The organism is Streptococcus constellatus, from assembly GCF_902167705.1.
GTDB lineage: Bacteria > Bacillota > Bacilli > Lactobacillales > Streptococcaceae > Streptococcus > Streptococcus constellatus_A.
Window position 1 is genome coordinate 93,531 of sequence record NZ_CABHMZ010000007.1, and the last position, 20,752, is coordinate 114,282.

Here is a 20,752-nt window from a genome sequence, read left to right on the forward strand (position 1 = left end):
CCTATTTTTTAAAAACTTTTTCCATGATGGTTTCTTGTGGTTTAAAGCCCTGATGTTCATAAAATCGTAAGGCGCCAGCGTTATCATTCCATACATTAAGGGTTAAGTTGTAACAGCCAATTTCTTGGGCAAATTCTTCTGCAAAATGGCAGAGTTGCTCACCAATTTTTTGACCACGAGCATTTTCATCAACACAAAGATCTTCAATGAAAAGCGTTTTGATAGGTGTTAACACGAGGCTTTGTGGTTCTTTAATGATGCAAAAGAGATGCCCTAAAATATTTCCTTCTTCATTTTCATAGACAAAGATTGGTGTATGTTCTTGAGACATCAGCGTTTTCAATTGTTCATCGTTGAATTTGCGACCACTCTCTTTGAAAATGTCTGGTCGGACCTTGTGATGAACAAGCAAAACTTGCTCTAAGAGATTATTGAGTGCTGGAATATCGCTTGGAATTGCTTTTCTAATAGGCATAGTGAACTCCTTTTGTGACCGCTGGTCATTTTTATATAAAATATTATATGACTGTTGGTCATTTTTGTCAAGAATAAATACAAAAATTTTTTGAGTAATGTAAAAAGAACCCACAACACGTGAGTTCTAATAGTAGGAGTGAGACGGCTTTATCATTTTTTAAAATAAGGATGATTTTTTAAACTTCTGAAAAGAGGTATACTGATAAAGCTGATTACGATAAGCTTTATGAAATCTGGTAGGATGAAGGGAATGACTCCGACGGTGATAGCTTTATCAAGTTGAAAACCTGCTAGAAACATTAAACCAAGTACACCGCCAACAAAAACCAAAGCATCTCCGAGTAGATTTGATAAGAATAGCGTCAAAAAGCTGCTATTTTTGGAAGTTAGACTAGCTGTTACCAGGGCGTAGAACAAATAAAACCAGAGATAACCTGCATTTGGACCGACAAGTGCTTGAAATCCACCGCTTCCTCCTGCAAAGACAGGAAGACCGATAGCGCCTAAGAGAAGATAAAGAGCGACTGCTAATAGAGCTTCTTTTCGATGAAAAATAGTAGCCACCAAGCCAATTGCCATATTTTGCAAAGCAAAAGGCACTGGACCGATAGGAATAGTAATCTGAGCAAATACTGCTATCAAAGCTGCGCCAATTGCTGGCAAAACGAGTGTAAATGATTTTTTCATAATTGTAACCTTTTATTTTATAATATGGTAACTATTATAAAACAAATAAGAAAAATGTCAAGGGTTAAATAAAAAGGCAAAAGCATAGACTGAATTCACCTTTTTGTCAAAATGTTTACTTTTTCTGAGATATTGCTTTTCTTTTATGTTTACTGCGAAGGAATAATATCAAAAATGCAATTAGTCCAAAGACATTAAAAAAGATAAGTAGGATGGTTGTCAGAATTGTTTTTGTCTTTTGCATAAAAGCACCTCCTCGTAAAATCGCTTTAATATTATCATAACAAAATGTACCTCTTTATCAACTAAAAAATCACAGGAAAAAGGAATCTTACAAAAATGTAAGATTAGCGGATAAAATGAAAGAATAAGTTATGGAATGAGAAAAAGTTATCGTGTAAACTAAAATAGTCAGAAGCGCTGGTTGCAATTTTGACTATTGAGATAGAGTTGGAAAATTTTGGGGAGTAAGACATTTATGACGCTCAGCGCATGGTGACAAACTCTTCTGAACCGGTTGGGTGAATGGCGACAGTCGCATCAAAATCTGCTTTGGTAGCTCCCATTTTGATAGCAACTGCAAAGCCTTGAATCATCTCATCAACTCCATAGCCAATTCCGTGGAGACCAATGACTTTCTCATCTGTTCCCATTGTAATGAGCTTGAACTTGGCTTGTTGTCGATGTTGGGTGACAGCTGAATACATGGAGGTGAAACTAGAGGTATAAATATGGATGTTTTCTGCTCCATATTGTTGAAGCGCCTGCTCTTCGGTCAAGCCAACTGTTCCAATCGCTGGGTGAGAGAAGACAACAGTTGGAATGTTAGAATAATCCATTTTAGCTTCAGTTTTTCCATTAAACAAGCGCTCTGCTAAGGTACGCCCTGCTTTGATAGCAACGGGGGTTAATTCTTTTTCTCCCGTAACATCTCCTAGAGCATAAATACCTGGTGTTGCTGTATTTTGAAATTCGTCAACTGCGATAAAGCCACGAGGATTGAGAGAAACACCAGCCACTTCTAAATCCAACCCTTTGGTGTTTGCAATGCGTCCTGTTGCCCAGATGACGTGTTGGGCGGTGTGACTCGTTCCGTCCTCGAAAGTAATGCGAATTGCTCCGCTTTCAAGCTTTTCAAGCTTTTCTGGTATTTTGTGCGTATGTAGAGTAGGACCTGATTTCTTCATTTCTTCCACAAGACCATCAATGATATAAGAATCAAAATTGCGGAGAGGACGATCTCGACGGACAAAGAGGTCTGTCTTTACACCTAAAGTATGTAGAAGCCCAGCCATTTCAACTGCAATATAACCAGCACCAAGAATGGCAACAGATTGAGGGAGTTCTTCCCATGCAAAAATATCGTCAGAGGTTTCACCTAATTCTGCTCCGGAAATAGCTGGAATGTGCGGATGAGCACCTGTTGCAATGACAATATGTTTGGCTTGAATGAGTTCACCATTGACTTCAACCGTATGACTGTCTATGAATTTGGCGTGACCTTCAATCAGCTCGACGCCATTCCGATTGAAACTATTGTTGTAAGAGTGACGGGCACGATCAATATAAGCCTCACGATTCTTCCGAAGTGTTTTAAAATCAAACTGCTGATTGTCTGAAGTAAAACCATAATCTGGTCCATAGTCTCGAATGGCTTCAGCAATCTGGGCACCATACCACATGATTTTTTTGGGAACACAGCCGACGTTGACACAGGTGCCCCCTAATTTCTTTTCTTCAATAACGGCAGCTTTTGCTCCATGTTCCCCAGCGCGATTCATGGTTGCAATTCCACCGCTCCCGCCACCAATAGCAAGGATATCAAAAGTTCTCATACAAGTCTCCTTTTATCTATATTATGGGATAATTGTAACGTTTTTAAAAAATGTTTGCAAAAATCTGCTACAAAAATCGATAAAAGACTTGATTATTTTGTTGTATTATTGTATTATATATTTAATACAAAAAGAATAGAGGGTAGATAAATGATAAAAGAGTCAAGAAATTGTTTGTAAATGTTTTCTTATTTCTAATTGTGTATGTTATAATAATATAAAAAATAATAGACGTATTTCATCAGGAGGAGAAAGAGATGAAAAAATTGAAAAAATGGCAGTTATTTAGCCTGATTGGTGTAACTGCAGTTGTTGTTTTAGGAGCGATAGGTACAATTTTGCTATTTAATGGCAGTAATTCTGCTGACAAAGATCAAGAAAAAACGATTCAAGTACAGAAAGCACAAGAAGGTTCAGTTGCTTCATCTGTTTTATTATCAGGGAATGTTACAGCTACTAACGAGCAGTACGTCTATTATGATGGCACTAAAGGCGATTTAGATAGTGTTCTTGTAAATGTTGGAGATCAAGTTACAGCGGGACAAGCTTTAGTTCAATACAAGAGTGTTGAAGCACAAGCTACATATGATACTGCTGTTCGTGCTTTAAACAAGATTGATCGCCAAATTTATGATTTAAAAACATATGGGACAACTGTTGATGTGACAGGTGATGCGGCTATAGATGATAAAACAACTGCGTCCGCACAACGTTCTGTTGATTCCCAATTAAAAGATTTGCAAGACAGTCGCGCAGATGCAGAAGCTAATGTCAATAAAGCGCAGGCGTTACTAGATGCAACAACTGTAACAAGTACGAATGATGGAACAGTAGTAGAAGTAAATCGCGATGTTTCTAAGTCGACTACGGGAGCAAATCAAACTCTTGTTCATATTGTTAATAACGGTAACCTTCAAGTGAAGGGAGAGTTATCCGAGTACAATCTGGCAAATCTTTCAGTTGGACAAGAAGTGACGATTACGTCTAAGGTCTATCCAGATAAGAAATGGACTGGAAAAATCAGCTATATCTCAAATTATCCGAAAGATAATCAAAATGCAGCAGCAGCTGGTGCAGGGAACGCGAGCTCAGGAGCAAAATACCCATATACAGTTGATATTACAAGTGAAATTGGTGATTTGAAGCAAGGCTTTTCTGTTAATATTGAAGTAAAAAACAATACAAGAGGTATTCTTGTTCCAGTCAGCAGTGTCGTTTCTGAAAGCAATAAAAACTATGTTTGGACAATAGAAAAAGGAACTGCGAAAAAAGTGCAAGTGACGCTTGGAAATGCAGATGCTAAAAATCAAGAAATCTCATCTGGTTTGACAAAAGATAGTAAAGTTATCACCAATCCAACAGATAGCTTGAAAGACGGTCAAGAGGTGAAATCGTATGAAGAAACTCATTGATTTAAAACATGTTAGCAAAAGTTACCGCAATGGAGATCAAGAACTTCAAGTTTTGAAAGATGTATATTTGGAAGTTGAAGAAGGTGAGTTTGTTGCCATTATGGGACCTTCTGGTTCAGGAAAATCAACTTTGATGAATATCATTGGCATGTTGGATCGTCCAACAAGTGGGGAGTATTATTTAGAAGGGGAAGACGTCGCCAAGCTAGGTGAAAAGAAACTAGCTAAAGTCCGCAATCAGCAGATTGGCTTTGTTTTTCAACAGTTCTTCCTCTTGTCAAAATTAAATGCTCTTCAAAATGTTGAACTTCCTTTGATTTATGCAGGAGTTTCTCAATCTAAGCGCAAAGCTTTAGCAGAGCAATATCTTAAAAAAGTTGAGTTAGAAACGCGTATGCACCATTTGCCGTCAGAACTTTCTGGTGGTCAAAAACAGCGGGTGGCCATTGCGCGTGCCTTGGTCAATCATCCTTCCATTATCTTAGCAGATGAGCCAACTGGTGCTTTGGATACCAAGACAGGTCAGCAAATTATGGAATTGCTGACGGAGTTAAATCGTGAAGGAAAAACAATTATCATGGTTACTCATGAGCCTGAGATTGCAGCTTTTGCGAAGCGACAAATCGTTATTCGTGATGGTGTCATCTCATCAGATAGTAAGAAGGGAGGGGCATGATGCAGAATTGGAAGTTTGCAATTAACTCCATTATGGGACATAAAATGCGCTCTTTCTTAACGATGTTGGGCATTATCATTGGTGTTATGTCTGTTGTGGTGATTGTGGCTCTGGGAAGTGGTATGTCAAATGCTTTCACAGATGTTCTAGGTGGTGCCCAGCAGGATGTTTCCTTATTTTACTCACATAAGAGAAGTAAAAATGGTGATGGTGTCCTGACTTACCAAGAAGTGCGTGACGATGCTGGAAGCGGAAATGGAGATGAGACCGTTTCAACTGAAGTAGAACCTCAAATCCAAGAAGCCTGGGTAAAACAAGCGGTAAATGAGATTAGCGGGATTGACAACTATTATGTCACAAACAGTACAAATGCTACGGTAAATTATGGTAAGAAAAAAGCGGATAATGTTCCTATAACGGGGATCAATTCCACTTATTTTACAGTAAAGAAATACCAAATCGTTGCAGGTCGGACTCTGACAGCAAATGATTACCAAACATTTGCAAGAGTTGTTTTGATAGATACAAAATTGGCTGATATTCTTTTCGGAGGCGCAGATAAAGCCCCAAATCAGATTGTTCAGCTGGGAAACAATAACTACCGTGTAATCGGTGTTTATAAAGACCCGAATGAAACACGAAATCGCTTAATCAATATGAACAATGGAAATTTGCTAATGGCTAACACCCAGTTGGCAATTGAATACAATGTCGCTGAGATTATGAATGTTGTGGTACACGTCAAAAAATTAGATGATGTACTGAAAGATGGAAGTGCAGCAGCGCGCTTGATGACAAAACTGTCTGGCGTGAAGGAAGGCGAGTACCAAATGTTCGACCAAGCTGGTCAATTGGCTTCTATCCAAAGTCAGGTTGTCATTGTGCAGCTTGTTTTTGGAGCGATTGCCGGTATAGCTCTTCTCGTTGGTGGTATTGGGGTCATGAATATTATGCTTGTATCGGTAACAGAACGAACCCGTGAAATTGGACTTCGGAAAGCCCTTGGAGCCACACGTGGTAATATCTTGATGCAATTTGTCATTGAGTCAATGGTATTGACAGCAATTGGCGGTTTGATTGGGCTTGCTTTAGCGGCTCTTATCGTGGCGTCTATCGGTCATAGTTTGGATGCATTTTTCGGAGCTCCTCCAACCATTACAACGGTATCTGCTGTCGGAAGTGTCCTCTTCTCAGCAACTATCGGGATTATTTTCGGTATTTTGCCAGCTAATAAGGCTTCTAAATTGGATCCGATTGAATCTTTGCGGTATGAATAAAAAACTGACCGTTGCAGTAAGAGAAAAAACGTTTATAAAAAACTCCAACAGCTACTCATTTTTTAGTGAGTTGTCTGTTGGAGTTTTTATGATGTATAAGCTATTTTAGTGTGATACGCGTTTACGAGCTGCCTTTTTACGGTTTTCTTCGATGAAAGCTGCTTTCTTTTCTTCAGGTTCAATCACTTTTTTCTTGAATGTATAAACTGCACCTGCAACAGCAGCAACAGTACCAGCTACGCCAGTTACAACACCTTTAACAAATCCTTTAGCCATGAGATTTCTCCTTTTCTGAACTTTATTTATGTTATAATATATAGTAACGAAAAATTAAATTTTTTTCAAGGGAAAAGATGAAAACGAAGATAATTGTGATTGTAGGACCTACAGCAGTAGGAAAGACAGCTCTCAGTATAGAAATTGCAAAACGTTTTAATGGTGAGATTATTAGCGGTGATAGTCAGCAAGTGTACAAAAAGTTGGATATTGGAACCGCTAAGATTACTCCAAAGGAGCAAGATGGGATTCCCCACCATTTGCTAGATGTACGGGAAGTGACCGAGTCTTATTCGGCTTTTGATTTTGTAAAGGAGGCCGAGGCTGCTGTTGAGATGATTGTAGCAAAGGGGAAATTACCGATTATTGCAGGCGGAACAGGGCTTTATATTCAAAGTTTGCTGGAGGGCTATCATCTAGGAGGTCAAGTTCCCCATGAGGAGATTTTGGCTTATCGATTAGAGCTAGATACTTTGACTGATGAGGAACTATTTAGCAAAATAGCAGAGTTGGGATTGGAAATTCCTCAGATTAATCGTAGGAGAGCTATGCGATCGCTGGAAATTGCTCATTTTGGGAATGATCTTGAAAACAAACAGCCTGACTATGAAGCAATGCTGATTTGTCTGGACGATGACCGAGAAGTTCTCTATGAGCGTATCAATCAACGAGTGGATCTAATGCTGAAGGCTGGACTTTTAGAAGAGGCGAAGTGGCTTTATGATAACTATCCACATGTCCAAGCCAGCAAGGGAATTGGCTACAAGGAATTTTTCCCCTACTTTGCTGAAGAGTTGACCTTGGAGGAAGCTATCAATAAACTCAAACAAAATACTCGTCGCTTTGCCAAACGGCAGCTAACCTGGTTTAGAAATCGCATGAATGCTACTTTTTATCAGGTCTCAGATCCGAATGTCAAAGAGCGGATTATGCAGGATATAGAGGAATTTTTGAATGATTGAAACAGAAAAACAGCAGGAACGAGTGATCCTCATCGGAGTAGAGTTGCAGGGAATAGAAAACTTCCCTATGTCTATGGAAGAATTAGCCAGTTTAGCCAGGACTGCTGGCGCTCAGGTGGTTTCCTCTTACACCCAGAAACGAGAGAAGTATGACAGCAAGACTTTTGTTGGCGCTGGAAAATTAGAAGAAATCAAGCATATGGTAGAAGTAGATGAGATTTCTACCGTCATTGTCAACAATCGTCTGACACCTCGCCAGAATATCAATTTGGAAGAAATTCTAGGGGTTAAGGTTATTGACCGCATGCAGTTAATTTTGGATATTTTTGCTATGCGGGCTAGGAGTCATGAGGGAAAACTTCAAGTTCATTTGGCTCAGCTCAAGTATTTACTGCCACGACTGGTTGGACAGGGAATTATGCTCAGTCGTCAGGCTGGGGGAATTGGTTCCCGCGGTCCTGGTGAAAGCCAGTTGGAACTCAATCGTCGTAGTGTTCGCAATCAGATCCACGATATTGAGCGCCAACTCAAAATTGTAGAGAAAAACCGCGCAACTGTACGGGAAAAACGTTTGGATTCTAGTGTTTTTAAAATCGGTCTGATTGGTTATACTAATGCTGGAAAGTCTACCATTATGAATGCCTTGACCAACAAGAGCCAATATGAGGCGGACGAACTTTTTGCCACTTTAGATGCGACAACAAAAAGCGTCAATTTGACAGGTAGGCTGAATGTGACACTGACGGATACGGTCGGTTTTATTCAGGATTTGCCGACGGAGTTGATATCTAGCTTCAAGTCCACTTTGGAAGAGAGCAAAAATGTGGACCTTTTGGTTCATGTGATTGACGCCAGCGACCCTAACCACGAGGAACATGAAAAAACAGTCTTGGCTATTATGAAGGATTTGGATATGTTGGACATTCCTCGCTTGACCCTCTATAATAAAGCAGACAAAGCAGAGAACTTTACTCCAACTTTAACTCCCTATGTCCTGATTTCGGCGAAAAAGGAAAATAGCAGAGCAGTCTTGCAGGAGGCCCTGTTGAATAAGATGAGAGAACTCTTTGTCCCTTTTCGTATCAAGGTTAGTCCTAGCAAGGCTTATAAGTTACATGAATTAGAAAGTCTGGCGATTATTGATATGAGGGAGTATCTGGAAGAAAGTGAAACAGTTTCTGGCTATATAGCAGAAAAGAATAAATGGAGACTAGAAGAATTTTATGACTGATTATATCAATTTAGCGCTTAAATATGGTGGTTTTACGAGCTTAGACCGTATTTATCTAGAAAAGGTTCTGGACAAGCTGTCCGATTCGCAAAAGTTGACCTTTATCACACCACCACCAAGTGTTATCAATGCGTATTTTTCGGAACTTTATCAAAAAAAGAGTCCGGAAGCTGCAACAACTTATTTTCTAGAACTAAGTAAAGAATTGGCTCTTTTTAACGACCACCCTAGTTTTGAGGAGGAGAAGCCTTTTATTCGCCTGAATCTTTCAGGTAAGTCTTATGGTTTCTGCTTTGAAAATGAAGACGAAACTGGCTTGATTTTCCCAGAACGTCCAGAGAAAATTGAGCCCAATTTGCTTTTTGAAATTGCTCAGATTTTCCCTCACTATCTGGTTTATGAAGAGGAAAATGTCATTCGGATGATGCCAGCTACTCATGAAGAAGTGGTGCAAAAGCAGCCGCTCTCCACTCTGACAGATCTGTATGAGTTAGCAGATGGTCGCCTAAAACTGGAAGGATACAATCAAGAAGAGCTGATTCAGTTGGCTCAAGCCTATTCTGGTCAGTTTTACTATCGTTCGCAGAATCGCTCTGCTATGATTTATATTAAGGAAAAATAGAAAGAAAAACATGCAACTACAATTTTTAGGTACAGGAGCTGGTCAGCCTTCTAAGGCTCGCAACGTTTCCAGTCTGGTTTTGAAACTATTGGATGAAATCAACGAAATCTGGATGTTTGATTGCGGTGAAGGAACCCAGAATCGTATTTTAGAAACGACGATTCGTCCCAGAAAGATTAGAAAGATTTTTATCACTCATTTGCATGGGGATCATATTTTTGGTCTGCCGGGTTTTCTCTCCAGTCGAGCATTTCAAGCCAATGAAGAGCAAACTGATATTGAAATCTATGGACCAGTTGGCATCAAAAGTTTTGTCATGACAAGTCTGCGTGTGTCGGGGTCTCGCCTGCCTTATCGGATTCATTTTCATGAGTTTGACGAAAAAAGTTTAGGGAAAATTTTGGAAACTGACAAATTTACAGTTTATGCCGAGAAGCTAGATCACAGCATTTTTTGTGTGGGTTATCGCATTATGCAGAAAGACTTAGAAGGAACGTTAGATGCTGAGAAATTGAAAGCTGCTGGTCTTCCTTTTGGGCCTCTCTTTGGTAAGGTGAAAAATGGGGAAGATGTAGTGCTAGAAGACGGGACGAAGATTATAGCAGCGGATTACATTTCAGCTCCACGACCTGGCAAGATTATCACTATTTTGGGGGATACGCGTAAAACGCATGCCAGTGTGCGACTTGCTGTCAATGCAGATGTTTTGGTGCACGAGTCTACTTATGGTAAAGGGGACGAAAAAATTGCTAAAAATCACGGACACTCCACTAATATGCAGGCTGCAGAAGTAGCTAGAGAGGCTGGTGTCAAGTGTCTTCTTCTCAATCATATTAGTGCACGCTTTCTGTCAAAAGATATTAGTCAAATGCGTAGAGATGCCGGCTCAATTTTTAAAAATGTCCATTTGGTCAAAGATTTAGAAGAAATTGAGCTATAAAATTTTAGCGAGAATTATCTAGAGGAAAGAAATTCATGAACATATTATTTGTCAGACATGGGAAAGATTCTGATCAACATAGAGGTGGCTGGAGTCAGCTCGATCTGCTTCCTGAAGGGAAAAGGGAAGCAAAAACGTTAGCAGATTACTTAGTCCGATACAAAGAAGACTATCATTTTACGAAAATGATTACGAGTGATTTAAAAAGAGCCGAAACAACTGCAACAATTTTAGCAGAGACACTTCAACTGCCATTGGAGAAAGAAAGTGCCTTACGAGAAACGAATAATGGTGATTTAGCAGGAATGTTAAATAGCGAAGCTGATCAAAAATTTCCTCATCTCTATTTTAGAAGTCTCGCAATGGACGAACATTATCCAAATGGAGAAAGTCCGAGAGAATTTTATCAACGGATAAAAACTTGGTTTCAACGTTTCTTGCAGGAAAATGACGATTCAGATGAGACACAAATTGTGGTCACACATGGTGGAGTAATCAACATTATCTATCATTTGGTGAACCAGATAGAGTGGACGAATAAAAGCAACCTATTCCACGTCAAACATTGCAGCATCAGTCTATTGAATACAAAAACGCTTGTTTTTGAGGTTGAAAACCAAACGGATTTTTTAGAAGAAAAATAAGGAGAACACATGCGAACAATCGTTATTACAGGGGCTAGTGGCGGTGTGGCTCAGGAAATGGTGAAGTTGTTGCCAAATGACCAGCTGATTTTAGTGGGACGCAGTCAAGAAAAATTAACAAAACTTTATTCAAATCATGCACATTGCGAGTTAGTTGAGTTGGATATTACAGATTACAAAGCTTTAGAAACTTTTACTGAAGAAATTTATAGGAAATATACTCAGGTGGATGTTTTAGTCAACAATGCCGGTTACGGTATTTTTGAGGAATTTGACAAGATTAGTAACGAGGATATTCATGCCATGTTTGAAGTCAACACATTTGCTCTTATGAATCTGTCTCGTCTTTTCGGAGAGCAGATGAAGCAAGCGGGTCATGGGCATATTGTCAATCTTGTTAGCACAGCTGGGCTGATTGCCAGCGCCAAATCCAGTCTTTACTCAGCTACCAAGTTTGCTGGGATTGGTTTCTCCAACGCCCTGCGCTTAGAGCTCATGACTTACAATGTCTATGTGACCACGGTTAATCCGGGTCCGATTAAGACAGCTTTCTTCGACAAAGCTGACCCTGGCGGCAGTTATGTTAAGGCAGTTGATAAGTATATTTTAGAAGCGGATGTCGTTGCTAAGCAAATTGTGGACAATTTTGGAAAAAAGAAGCGGGAGCTGACGATGCCCTTCGCTCTGAAAGCAGCCCACAAACTTTATACGCTTTTTCCAAACATTGGTGATAAACTAGCTAGTAAAATGTTTAATTATAAGTAAGGAGAATCATGGCAGCAAATCTACAAATCTATAAAGAACAGCTTGAACAACCTTGGGGCAAACTTTATTATGATATTCTTTTTGCTCAGCTAGCTCATATAAAAAATAAGGAAGTACTAGATTTCGGTAGTGGTTTTGGTCTGGTAGCGGATTTTTTAGCACAAAACAATCAGGTGACAGCCATAGAGCCAAATGACGAGATGATTGCAGAGCGAAAGCAGAATTTTCATTATCATCAACTACAAGGCAGTCTGGAAATGTTGAAAGATATTCCGCATGCTCGTTTTGACCTTATCGTTTGCCACAATGTTCTGGAGTATGTGGATGAGCCAGCTCTTTACCTAGCTGAATTTAGCAGATTGCTGAAAAAAGGCGGACAGATTTCTCTCGTCAAGCACAATGAAGTGGGGCGGATTATGCAGACGGTTGTGTTTGCAAATGATACAAATTTAGCATTGGATTTCTTATCAGGTAAGTCCTATCAATCGCATTCAATGGGACAAGCGACCTGTTATGAAATAACAGACGTATTACAAAAGGCTGACACTGAACTGACTGTTCAAGACTATCAAGGAATCCGAATTTTCTATGGTCTGCAAGACAATGCAGTAAAGACGGCAGCGGCTTGGCGAGAAAAGATGCTGGAGATAGAGCTTTCGGTTTGCCAACAGTCTCCTTATCGGGACATTGCGGCTTTTCAGCATATCTGGTTGCAAAAAGGAGACAAGAATGATTCGTTACTTTGCAAATAGACAAATTGCTATTGAAGACTTGCTTCCGCTTTACCAATCTGTTAGCTGGACCAACTATACAGAACGGTCAGATATGTTAGAGCAAGCATTTCAGCACTCACTGTTTACGGTATCGGCCTATGATGAGGAACAGCTAGTTGGTCTCCTTCGAGCAGTCGGAGACGGATTTTCTAGTGTTTTCATTCAGGACTTGTTAGTTTTCCCGTCTTATCAACGTCAAGGTATCGGTCGCGAATTGGTTCGACAAACGCTGGAGACATTTGCAGATGTTTATCAGATTCAGCTAGTAACAGAGCAGTCAGATAAAAATTTAGCCTTTTATCGCTCTTTAGGATTTCGAGAACTGTCGAATTTGAATTGCACGGGTTTGATTTATAGTGGTAAAAGCTATTAGATAAATGCTTGTGTGTAAAATTGAAGGTTTAGGCTAGTGAAAGCTAGTCTTTTCATGTTATAATAGACTTTATATTGTAACAGAAAGATAAAAGCATGATTACATCAAAATATGATTGGCAGATTGCCACAAATTTTTCAGATGAGGACTTTATTAAAAAAGCTAAAAAACTTGGCTTGGAGGCTTCGGTAGCTAATTTGGTTTACCAGAGGGGAATCCAGACAGAAGAAGCGTTGCGAGATTTTCTAGAGCCTAGTTTGGACCAACTGCATGATCCTTATGAACTGCATGATATGGAAAAGGCAGTGATGCGCATTCGTCAAGCAATTGAAAACTATGAGCAGATCTTAATTTATGGAGATTATGATGCGGATGGCATGACTTCAGCTTCCATTGTTAAAGAAGCGTTAGAACAACTTGGAGCAGAGTGTCAGGTCTATTTGCCCAATCGATTTACAGATGGTTATGGTCCTAACGCGAGTGTTTACAAGTATTTTATTGAAAATCAAGGAATTTCACTCATCGTCACGGTGGATAATGGCGTTGCAGGGCATGAAGCAATCGAACTAGCTCAGTCTATGGGAGTGGATGTCATTGTGACGGATCACCATTCTATGCCAGAGGTACTTCCCGACGCTTATGCAATTATTCACCCAGAACATTCGGAAGCTGATTATCCTTTTAAGCATTTAGCTGGCTGCGGTGTAGCTTTTAAGCTAGCGACTGCTCTTTTAGAGGAAGTACAAGTAGAATTGCTGGATCTAGTCGCTATTGGAACTATCGCAGATATGGTCAGCCTAACGGATGAAAATCGTATTCTGGTCAAATATGGCTTATCCATTTTAAAAAATACGCAGCGGGTTGGCTTGCAGGAGCTTTTTAAGATTGCAGGTATTCAGGAAAACGAAGTGGATGAAGAAACGGTTGGTTTTCAGATAGCCCCTAGACTCAATGCTCTAGGTCGACTTGATGATCCAAATCCTGCTATTGAACTTCTGACGGGCTTTGATGAGGAAGAAGCGCGTGACATTGCCCTGATGATCAACCAGAAAAATGAAGAGCGCAAAGAGATTGTTCAGAAGATCTATGATGAAGCAAAAACCATGATTGATCTCAATAAACCTATTCAGGTTCTAGCTGGCAAAGATTGGAATCCAGGTGTTTTGGGAATTGTGGCAGGTCGACTTTTAGAAGAATTGCATCAGCCAGTCATTGTCCTGAATATTGAAAATGATTTGGCAAAAGGCAGCGCTCGCAGCATTGAAGCAGTCGATATTTTTGAAGCCTTAGACTCTCATCGAGATTTATTTGTGGCTTTTGGCGGACACGCAGGGGCAGCGGGTATGACTCTTGAGGTCAGCAAGTTAGAAGTTCTCAGTCAGGTTTTGGCAGCTTATATTGAAGATAATCAAGTAGATTTATCCACTAAGAATGAGCTCTTTTTGGATGAAGAATTGTCTTTGCCAGATTTGACACTAGAGACCCTCAAAAACTTTGAAAAATTAGCTCCCTTTGGCATGGACAATAAAAAGCCTATTTTTTATTTGAAAGATTTTAAGGTTGAAAATGCTCGCACCATGGGGGCGGGGGATACTCACCTTAAGCTGAAAATTTCTCAGGCTGACGCAACTTTTGAAGTCGTAGCTTTTGGTCTAGGTAATCTTGCGACAGAATTTTCCCAAACTAACAACTTAGAGTTGGCAGTTACTCTGTCAGTCAACAAATGGAATGGTCAAACCAGTCTCCAGCTTATGCTAGTGGATGCTAGGGTCAATGGGATTCAGCTTTTTAATATCCGAGGTAAAAATGCTCCTTTGCCTGAAAATGTGCCCGTCCTGCGTTTTTCAGAAGAAATGCCTAATTTGGAAAAGAGCAGAGCAGTTGTGGTGTATGACTTACCTGAGCACCTAAATCAGCTCAAAGCAATCATTCAGCAAGGACATTTTGAAGCAATTTACTTTAAAAATGAGATTACTCAGCCCTATTATCTGACAGGTTTCGGAACGAGAGACCAATTTGCTAAACTCTATAAAACGATTTATCAGTTTCCAGAATTTGACATCCGTTATAAACTCAAAGAACTAGCTGCTTATCTCAAGATTGACTCCATCTTACTCATCAAGATGATTCAGATATTTGAAGAGTTGGACTTTGTTACGATTCAAGATGGAGTGATGCAGGTAAACAAAAAAGCAGCAAAAAAGGCTATTGAAAACAGCCATATTTATCAAGAACTCAAGAAAACAGTCAAGGAGCAGGAGCTTATGGCTCTAGGAACAGTGCAGGAAATTTATGATTATCTGATAGAAAAAGATGAATTTTCAAACTAAATTTCAGATGAACTATCTGCTTTGAGGAGTTAGTTTTTGTAGTCAAGCTATGAGCCGGACTAAAATTTATTGAAGAATGAAAAGGGAGTGGGACAGAACTAAAAATCGAAAATTTTTAGTTCGTAGTCCCACCCCCGCAAGGGTGATTAGGTGCTCTTCCGAGCTTGAAAAGCGAATGAAGAGTCCAATCACCTACTGCGTTATTCGTTTATTACTAAATCTGATAGAAGCTGGGACACTTTTTGCCCAGCTCTTTCTTTTTATGTAAGTATGGTTATCAGATTGTGTTACCTACTGCAAATTCACTTTATTTTTGAGGATATAATACGTTCCGGCATAGTAGATAAGCCCTAAAAGAAGAGAGGTTATGACTCCGCTCAAACTACCTAAAGAAGTTGAAAGTGATGGGAAGGCTGAAACGTATAGATTAGCAGCGATAATCAGAGCAAATTGAATTCCAAAATAAGCTAGAAAGGCTATAGCGGCGCGGTGGTCTTGGAAGAGTTGACCAATAGAGATAGAAAGATAAATCAATAGGATATTTGGAATAAGAGCTACAAGATAGTATCCAAATGATTTCAATAATTCACTAGTAATTTCCCAAAAGTGCTTGCCGAATAATTGTAGAACTGTTCCCATTTCAAATTGTGTATGAGAAGCTACCCCTACGATAAGAACAATGATTCCAAAGCTAAGAAACAGTGCAAGTGTGCTAAGAATCGTCCATATAACAGCACCGAGTAATTTTGAGAGGATAATTTGATGTTCGTTAACTGGTAAAGTGAGCGTTAGATATCCTTCTCTTTCATAAACACTATTTTTAAAACGACGAATAATCAGAAAGAGTGTTGAAATGGCAAGTGCTACAAGGAGGCTTGAGAACACTAACATTGTAAAGCTAAATATAGTATTCATTGCACTGCTTGCTTCGCTCGTTGAAGACTGCAGTCGATCGAGAAGATTCCTTCCATTTGCCAACTGTCCAAGCCAAAGCCCGATACTAACGGATAAAAATAGCACGATTCCGTATAAACCTAAATACCACTTGTTCACATTTTTAAATTCGTATTTTAATAAATTCCAAAACATAGTTAATCTCCTTCTTTTAGCTTAAGCTTTAAATTCTTGGCGGAAGAGCTGGTCAATGGATTCACCAGACTCATAGCGAATATCATCTACATTACCTTGTCGAACAATCTTACCGTTATCAATAAAGATGATTTCATCTAGGATTGGTTCAATATCTGAAATCAAATGCGTTGAAATGAGAACGGAAGCGCTAGGTGAGTAATTGTTGATAATCGTCTTTAAAATGTAGTCCCGCGCTGCTGGATCAACCCCTCCAATTGGCTCATCCAGAACATAAAGTTTGGCTTGACGGCTCATGACCAAAATCAACTGAACTTTTTCTTTATTTCCTTTGGATAATTTTTTGAATGCCAGATTTTCGTCAATATGAAGATCTTGCAAGAGTGCCTGTGCACGCTCTATCTCAAAGTCTGCATAGAAAGATTGAAAATACTGCAAAGCATCTTTGACTTTCATATTTTCATTCAGGTAGGTCGTATCTGGCAAATAAGATACGATTTTCTTGGTTTCTGAAGACGGTTGAAGTCCATTGATGAGGATTTTTCCATCATTTGGCTGGAGCAAACCGTTGATAAGTTTAATCAGGGTTGTTTTTCCAGAGCCATTTGGACCAAGCAATCCGATAATTTTTCCAGCTTCAATTTCAAAATTGATGTGCTCTAAAGCAGGTGTGCTGCCGTATGATTTTGAGACATTTTTAAATGCAAGTAATACCATTTCCTAAACTCCTTTTATATAATCTGCAACAATAGTTGGTAATTCTTCTTTGTGATAGCCGAAGCGAGTCATATGTTCCACAAAGTTTCTTACTTCCTCTTCAGAAAGCTTTTGTCTTGATTTTAAAATCAAATCATGATTATCTGTAACAAAGCGTCCGGCTGTGCGTTGAGAGTAGACAAATCCTTCATGTTCCAAGTCAGATAAAGCCCGTTGGATTGTATTTGGATTGACCCCCGCTTCAGCAGCCAATTCTCTAACGGCAGGTAATTTTTCTCCAGCCTGTAATTGATTAGAGATGATTTGCAATTTAATCTTATCCATAATCTGTAGATAAATGGGTAGATTGTTATCAAAAGTCCAACTCATAATTTCTCCTTTCTGTTGTATTTTTGTACTAATTAAATAATACAATATCTTTTTGAAAAATGCAAGCTTTTTTTAAAAAAATTTCAATAATTTTTTTCTTTAGCAAGCAAAACAGAAATTTAGTATAATAGAAAAGAGATGAATCAAAGGAGAATGCCGTGGTTGCTCAACTAGATACCAAAACTGTTTATACTTTTATGGATAGTTTGATTTCTATAAAGAAATATGTAGAAACAGCTAAAATTTTAGGATATCAAACTCTAGGGATGATGGATATTGACAATCTCTATGGAGCTTATCATTTCATGGAAACTGCGACTGAGCAAGGTATTCAGCCGCTTTTAGGTATAGAAATGACCTTGGATTATGCTGGATTTCCTCTTAATCTCCGTTTCCTAGCTCTTGATAGTCAAGGATATCGCAATTTAATGAAACTTTCTACTTTAAAAATGATTGGAAAAAGCAAGTGGGAAGAATTTCAGCAGTCAATAGAAGGAATAGCGATTATTGTACCCGTGTTTGAGGGGATTGAAGACTTGGACTTGGGACAAGAATTTTATATTGGCGTATTTCCTAATACTCCCAAGCAGGCGTTTTCTCATGCAACCTTGCCTTTGCACACAGTTCGCTATTTTGACACAGGGGATTTGGAAACACTTCAAATGTTGCGTGCTATTCGTGAAAATAGCAGTTTGCGGGAAGTTGGAAATTTGCCAAATCACGAGTACCTCTTATCACCTGAGCAATTCACACAAGCCTTTCAAGAAAATTTTCCAGAAAGTCTGGATAATTTGAAGGAGCTAGTTGCAGGCATTCATTATGAAATCAATACAGAGTTAAAATTACCGCGCTTTAATCCAGAACGATCAGCGGTAGAAGAATTACGAGAACGGGCAGAAATAGGATTAGAGAAAAAAGGTTTAGTGACTTCTGCTTATAAAGAACGATTGCAGCAGGAGCTGTCTGTCATCCACCAAATGGGCTTTGACGACTACTTTTTGATTGTCTGGGATTTGTTGCGCTTTGGTCGCAGTCAGGGCTATTATATGGGCATGGGACGTGGTTCTGCCGTTGGAAGCCTGGTTGCCTATGCGCTAGAGATTACAGGGATCGATCCTGTCGAAAAGAACCTCCTTTTTGAGCGTTTTTTAAATGTAGAACGTTATACTATGCCCGATATTGACATTGATATTCCTGATGTCTATCGTCCAGAATTTATCCGCTATGTCCGCGATCGTTATGGAACCATGCATGCTGCTCAAATTGTGACCTATTCAACTTTTGGGGCAAAGCAAGCAATTCGTGATGTTTTTAAACGCTACGGTGTTCCAGAGTATGAATTGACCAATATTACCCGTAAAATTAGTTTTCGAGACAATCTGACATCGGCTTATGAAAAAAATATGTCATTTCGTCAGATTATCAACAGTAAGCTGGAATATCAAAAAGCTTTTGAAATTGCGAAAAAAATCGAAGGGAACCCTCGTCAGACCTCTATTCATGCGGCAGGTGTCGTGATGAGTGATAATGATTTGACAGTTCACATTCCACTTAAATATGGGGAAGATATGTACATCACGCAATACGATGCGCATGGTGTTGAGAGTAATGGTCTGCTCAAGATGGATTTCCTTGGCTTGCGCAATCTGACTTTTGTCCAACGAATGAAAGAAGCAGCTTTAGAGAAATACGGTGTTGCTATTGACATTGCAAAGATTGACTTAGAGGACACGGCAACCTTGCAGCTCTTTTCTGCCGGTAGAACCAAAGGAATTTTTCAATTTGAGCAAGCAGGTGCTATTAACCTTTTGAAGCGTGTACAACCTATCCACTTTGAAGAAGTTGTCGCAACAACCTCGCTCAATCGTCCGGGAGCTAGTGACTACATAGATAATTTTGTAAAAAGAAAACACGGACAAGAAAAGGTAGAAATGCTGGATCCAAGTTTGGAAGACATTTTGGCGCCAACTTACGGTATTATGCTTTACCAAGAGCAAGTAATGCAAGTGGCGCAACGATTTGGAGGATTTTCACTGGGAAAGGCTGATATTTTACGTCGTGCTATGGGGAAGAAAAATGTTGCCGAAATGCACAAAATGGAAGCAGAGTTTGTCACGGGAGCGCTTGAACTTGGACATTCTGAAGCCAAAGCAAAAGAAGTGTTTGCAGTTATGGAAAAGTTTGCAGGTTACGGATTTAACCGCAGCCACGCCTATGCTTACTCTGCGCTTGCTTTTCAGTTGGCTTACTTTAAGGCGCATTATCCTGACATTTTCTTTGATATTATGTTGAATTATTCAAGCAGTGACTACATCACAGATGCGTTAGAATTCGACTTCCAAGTCGCTTCTTTAAATATCAATAACATACCTTATAGAGATAAATTTCAAGACAAGCAGATTTATTTAGGGCTGAAAAATATCAAAGGTTTACCACGAGATTTTGCTTATTGGATTATTGAAAACCGCCCATTTACAAATGTAGAAGACTTCGTTTTGAAGTTGCCAACACAATATCATAAGGTTCAGATGCTAACTCCTTTAGTGCAAGTTGGTTTATTTGATGTATTTGAAAAAAATCGTCAAAAAATCCTGCAAAATCTTCCGAATTTATTTGTCTTTGCGGACGAGCTGGGTAGCCTTTTTGCAAATACAAATTATAGCTGGACAGAAGCAGAGGATTATACTGAAGCAGAAAAATTTGAGTTAGAAAAAGAAATTATCGGCGTCGGTTTGAGCGAGCATCCCTTGGTAAAACTTGCAAAAGCTGCTACTCAAGCCTTTACCCCTATTCAAGACTTGGTTGAAAACAATCATGCGACGATTTTAGTAGAGATTTTGTCTATTCGTGTCATTCGTACCAAAACGGGTGAAAATATGGCATTCTTGCAAGTAAGTGATGCTAAAAGAAAAATAGAAGTGACAGTCTTTCCAGATGCTTTTAAACAGTTCGGCAAAGGTTTGCACGAAAAAGGCTTTTATTATCTGACTGGTCGGGTTCAAAAACGCGAGGATCGTTTGCAGCTGATTTTAAATCATTTGCAGGAAGCTATCACCGAACGTTTTTGGATACAAGTAGAAAATCATGAGAGTGATGCCGAAATATCCGCTATTTTACAGCAATTCCGAGGAGATATTCCGGTCGTTGTTCGATATGAAAATGAAAGAAAGACGGTAGCAATTACGCAATATCGTGTTCAAAAATCAGAGAAATTACAAGAAGAATTGAAAAAAATAACCATGAAAACGATTTATCAATAAAAAATTAGGAAAAAAGAAGAATTTTGGTTTTGATTGT

The 20,752-nt window shown here is 39.2% G+C and carries 20 protein-coding genes; 13 read left to right on the forward strand and 7 right to left on the reverse strand.

Annotated features, from left to right (window positions below):
* Position 1 precedes the first annotated feature (1 nt).
* From FQ204_RS02335 to gorA, 3 genes are all read right to left on the reverse strand, one after another.
* Positions 2-475, reverse strand: coding sequence for a GNAT family N-acetyltransferase (locus FQ204_RS02335; protein WP_144208116.1), 474 nt, complete (start codon positions 473-475; stop codon positions 2-4).
* A 152-nt stretch (positions 476-627) separates the two neighbouring features.
* Positions 628-1,164 (reverse strand): biotin transporter BioY, encoded by a 537-nt coding sequence (locus FQ204_RS02340; RefSeq protein ID WP_144208119.1) that lies wholly within the window; start codon positions 1,162-1,164, stop codon positions 628-630.
* A gap of 485 nt (positions 1,165-1,649) precedes the next feature.
* Positions 1,650-2,999 carry a glutathione-disulfide reductase gene (gorA, locus tag FQ204_RS02345; RefSeq protein ID WP_144208122.1) on the reverse strand — a complete coding sequence of 450 codons (1,350 nt, stop codon included), beginning with the start codon at positions 2,997-2,999 and terminating at the stop codon, positions 1,650-1,652.
* 257 nt (positions 3,000-3,256) lie between these two features.
* On the opposite strand from gorA, the gene FQ204_RS02350 reads away from it, so the two are divergent.
* From FQ204_RS02350 to FQ204_RS02360, 3 genes are read left to right on the forward strand one after another with little or no spacing between them, the layout of a single operon-like run.
* Positions 3,257-4,411 (forward strand): efflux RND transporter periplasmic adaptor subunit, encoded by a 1,155-nt coding sequence (locus FQ204_RS02350; protein WP_144208125.1) that lies wholly within the window; start codon positions 3,257-3,259, stop codon positions 4,409-4,411.
* The gene (locus FQ204_RS02355) at positions 4,395-5,087 is read left to right on the forward strand and encodes an ABC transporter ATP-binding protein (protein WP_144208128.1); all 693 of its coding nucleotides are present in this window, start codon (positions 4,395-4,397) and stop codon (positions 5,085-5,087) included. Before FQ204_RS02350 ends, FQ204_RS02355 begins: the two co-directional genes overlap by 17 nt.
* Complete coding sequence (locus tag FQ204_RS02360; protein WP_144208131.1) at positions 5,087-6,364, forward strand: ABC transporter permease; 1,278 nt, start codon at positions 5,087-5,089, stop codon at positions 6,362-6,364. Before FQ204_RS02355 ends, FQ204_RS02360 begins: the two co-directional genes overlap by 1 nt.
* A gap of 105 nt (positions 6,365-6,469) precedes the next feature.
* Here FQ204_RS02360 and FQ204_RS02365 read toward each other — a convergent pair whose 3' ends face one another.
* Positions 6,470-6,640: a DUF3042 family protein gene (locus tag FQ204_RS02365; RefSeq protein WP_003024081.1), complete on the reverse strand. Its 171-nt coding sequence runs from the start codon at positions 6,638-6,640 to the stop codon at positions 6,470-6,472.
* Between the two features lie 77 nt (positions 6,641-6,717).
* On the opposite strand from FQ204_RS02365, the gene miaA reads away from it, so the two are divergent.
* The 9 genes from miaA to recJ all read left to right on the forward strand — a co-directional run bounded on the left by miaA (position 6,718) and on the right by recJ (position 15,280).
* Positions 6,718-7,602, forward strand: a complete 885-nt coding sequence (gene miaA / locus FQ204_RS02370; protein WP_144208134.1) for a tRNA (adenosine(37)-N6)-dimethylallyltransferase MiaA — start codon at positions 6,718-6,720, stop codon at positions 7,600-7,602.
* Positions 7,595-8,833 carry a GTPase HflX gene (gene hflX / locus FQ204_RS02375; RefSeq protein ID WP_144208138.1) on the forward strand — a complete coding sequence of 413 codons (1,239 nt, stop codon included), beginning with the start codon at positions 7,595-7,597 and terminating at the stop codon, positions 8,831-8,833. Before miaA ends, hflX begins: the two co-directional genes overlap by 8 nt.
* Positions 8,826-9,455 (forward strand): cystathionine beta-lyase, encoded by a 630-nt coding sequence (locus FQ204_RS02380; protein WP_144208141.1) that lies wholly within the window; start codon positions 8,826-8,828, stop codon positions 9,453-9,455. Before hflX ends, FQ204_RS02380 begins: the two co-directional genes overlap by 8 nt.
* Positions 9,456-9,465: 10 nt before the next feature.
* On the forward strand, positions 9,466-10,395 hold the full coding sequence (gene rnz / locus FQ204_RS02385) for a ribonuclease Z (protein WP_144208144.1): 930 nt from the start codon (positions 9,466-9,468) through the stop codon (positions 10,393-10,395).
* A gap of 35 nt (positions 10,396-10,430) precedes the next feature.
* Positions 10,431-11,039, forward strand: a complete 609-nt coding sequence (locus FQ204_RS02390) for a histidine phosphatase family protein (protein WP_144208147.1) — start codon at positions 10,431-10,433, stop codon at positions 11,037-11,039.
* Between the two features lie 9 nt (positions 11,040-11,048).
* Complete coding sequence (locus FQ204_RS02395; RefSeq protein ID WP_144208150.1) at positions 11,049-11,804, forward strand: SDR family NAD(P)-dependent oxidoreductase; 756 nt, start codon at positions 11,049-11,051, stop codon at positions 11,802-11,804.
* A gap of 8 nt (positions 11,805-11,812) precedes the next feature.
* Positions 11,813-12,556, forward strand: a complete 744-nt coding sequence (locus tag FQ204_RS02400; protein WP_144208153.1) for a class I SAM-dependent methyltransferase — start codon at positions 11,813-11,815, stop codon at positions 12,554-12,556.
* A complete protein-coding gene (locus FQ204_RS02405; protein ID WP_144208156.1) occupies positions 12,534-12,950 on the forward strand; it encodes a GNAT family N-acetyltransferase in 417 nt (138 codons plus the stop codon). Before FQ204_RS02400 ends, FQ204_RS02405 begins: the two co-directional genes overlap by 23 nt.
* 95 nt (positions 12,951-13,045) lie before the next feature.
* Positions 13,046-15,280, forward strand: a complete 2,235-nt coding sequence (gene recJ, locus FQ204_RS02410) for a single-stranded-DNA-specific exonuclease RecJ (RefSeq protein WP_144208159.1) — start codon at positions 13,046-13,048, stop codon at positions 15,278-15,280.
* A gap of 291 nt (positions 15,281-15,571) precedes the next feature.
* On the opposite strand, the gene FQ204_RS02415 is transcribed toward recJ, so the two are convergent.
* Genes FQ204_RS02415 through FQ204_RS02425 form a run of 3 tightly spaced genes read right to left on the reverse strand, consistent with a single transcriptional unit; the run spans position 15,572 to position 17,455 of the window.
* Positions 15,572-16,369, reverse strand: a complete 798-nt coding sequence (locus FQ204_RS02415; RefSeq protein ID WP_144208162.1) for an ABC transporter ATP-binding protein — start codon at positions 16,367-16,369, stop codon at positions 15,572-15,574.
* A 21-nt stretch (positions 16,370-16,390) separates the two neighbouring features.
* Positions 16,391-17,086, reverse strand: a complete 696-nt coding sequence (locus tag FQ204_RS02420) for an ABC transporter ATP-binding protein (protein WP_144208165.1) — start codon at positions 17,084-17,086, stop codon at positions 16,391-16,393.
* A gap of 3 nt (positions 17,087-17,089) precedes the next feature.
* Complete coding sequence (locus FQ204_RS02425) at positions 17,090-17,455, reverse strand: GntR family transcriptional regulator (protein WP_144208168.1); 366 nt, start codon at positions 17,453-17,455, stop codon at positions 17,090-17,092.
* A 158-nt stretch (positions 17,456-17,613) separates the two neighbouring features.
* Here FQ204_RS02425 and FQ204_RS02430 point away from each other — a divergent pair, with 158 nt between their 5' ends.
* Positions 17,614-20,715, forward strand: coding sequence for a DNA polymerase III subunit alpha (locus tag FQ204_RS02430; RefSeq protein WP_144208171.1), 3,102 nt, complete (start codon positions 17,614-17,616; stop codon positions 20,713-20,715).
* Positions 20,716-20,752 lie beyond the last annotated feature (37 nt).

What these genes read in the sequence shown, in the direction of transcription:
- FQ204_RS02425 (WP_144208168.1), bottom strand. Translation starts at nt 17,455, where the DNA reads ATGAGTTGGACTTTTGATAACAATCTACCCATTTATCTACAGATTATG.
- hflX (WP_144208138.1), top strand. Translation starts at nt 7,595, where the DNA reads ATGATTGAAACAGAAAAACAGCAGGAACGAGTGATCCTCATCGGAGTA.
- FQ204_RS02405 (WP_144208156.1), top strand. Translation starts at nt 12,534, where the DNA reads ATGATTCGTTACTTTGCAAATAGACAAATTGCTATTGAAGACTTGCTT.
- FQ204_RS02400 (WP_144208153.1), top strand. Translation starts at nt 11,813, where the DNA reads ATGGCAGCAAATCTACAAATCTATAAAGAACAGCTTGAACAACCTTGG.
- FQ204_RS02335 (WP_144208116.1), bottom strand. Translation starts at nt 475, where the DNA reads ATGCCTATTAGAAAAGCAATTCCAAGCGATATTCCAGCACTCAATAAT.
- gorA (WP_144208122.1), bottom strand. Translation starts at nt 2,999, where the DNA reads ATGAGAACTTTTGATATCCTTGCTATTGGTGGCGGGAGCGGTGGAATT.
- FQ204_RS02420 (WP_144208165.1), bottom strand. Translation starts at nt 17,086, where the DNA reads ATGGTATTACTTGCATTTAAAAATGTCTCAAAATCATACGGCAGCACA.
- rnz (WP_144208144.1), top strand. Translation starts at nt 9,466, where the DNA reads ATGCAACTACAATTTTTAGGTACAGGAGCTGGTCAGCCTTCTAAGGCT.
- FQ204_RS02350 (WP_144208125.1), top strand. Translation starts at nt 3,257, where the DNA reads ATGAAAAAATTGAAAAAATGGCAGTTATTTAGCCTGATTGGTGTAACT.
- FQ204_RS02365 (WP_003024081.1), bottom strand. Translation starts at nt 6,640, where the DNA reads ATGGCTAAAGGATTTGTTAAAGGTGTTGTAACTGGCGTAGCTGGTACT.
- FQ204_RS02390 (WP_144208147.1), top strand. Translation starts at nt 10,431, where the DNA reads ATGAACATATTATTTGTCAGACATGGGAAAGATTCTGATCAACATAGA.
- recJ (WP_144208159.1), top strand. Translation starts at nt 13,046, where the DNA reads ATGATTACATCAAAATATGATTGGCAGATTGCCACAAATTTTTCAGAT.
- FQ204_RS02360 (WP_144208131.1), top strand. Translation starts at nt 5,087, where the DNA reads ATGCAGAATTGGAAGTTTGCAATTAACTCCATTATGGGACATAAAATG.
- FQ204_RS02395 (WP_144208150.1), top strand. Translation starts at nt 11,049, where the DNA reads ATGCGAACAATCGTTATTACAGGGGCTAGTGGCGGTGTGGCTCAGGAA.
- FQ204_RS02415 (WP_144208162.1), bottom strand. Translation starts at nt 16,369, where the DNA reads ATGTTTTGGAATTTATTAAAATACGAATTTAAAAATGTGAACAAGTGG.
- FQ204_RS02340 (WP_144208119.1), bottom strand. Translation starts at nt 1,164, where the DNA reads ATGAAAAAATCATTTACACTCGTTTTGCCAGCAATTGGCGCAGCTTTG.
- FQ204_RS02380 (WP_144208141.1), top strand. Translation starts at nt 8,826, where the DNA reads ATGACTGATTATATCAATTTAGCGCTTAAATATGGTGGTTTTACGAGC.
- miaA (WP_144208134.1), top strand. Translation starts at nt 6,718, where the DNA reads ATGAAAACGAAGATAATTGTGATTGTAGGACCTACAGCAGTAGGAAAG.
- FQ204_RS02355 (WP_144208128.1), top strand. Translation starts at nt 4,395, where the DNA reads ATGAAGAAACTCATTGATTTAAAACATGTTAGCAAAAGTTACCGCAAT.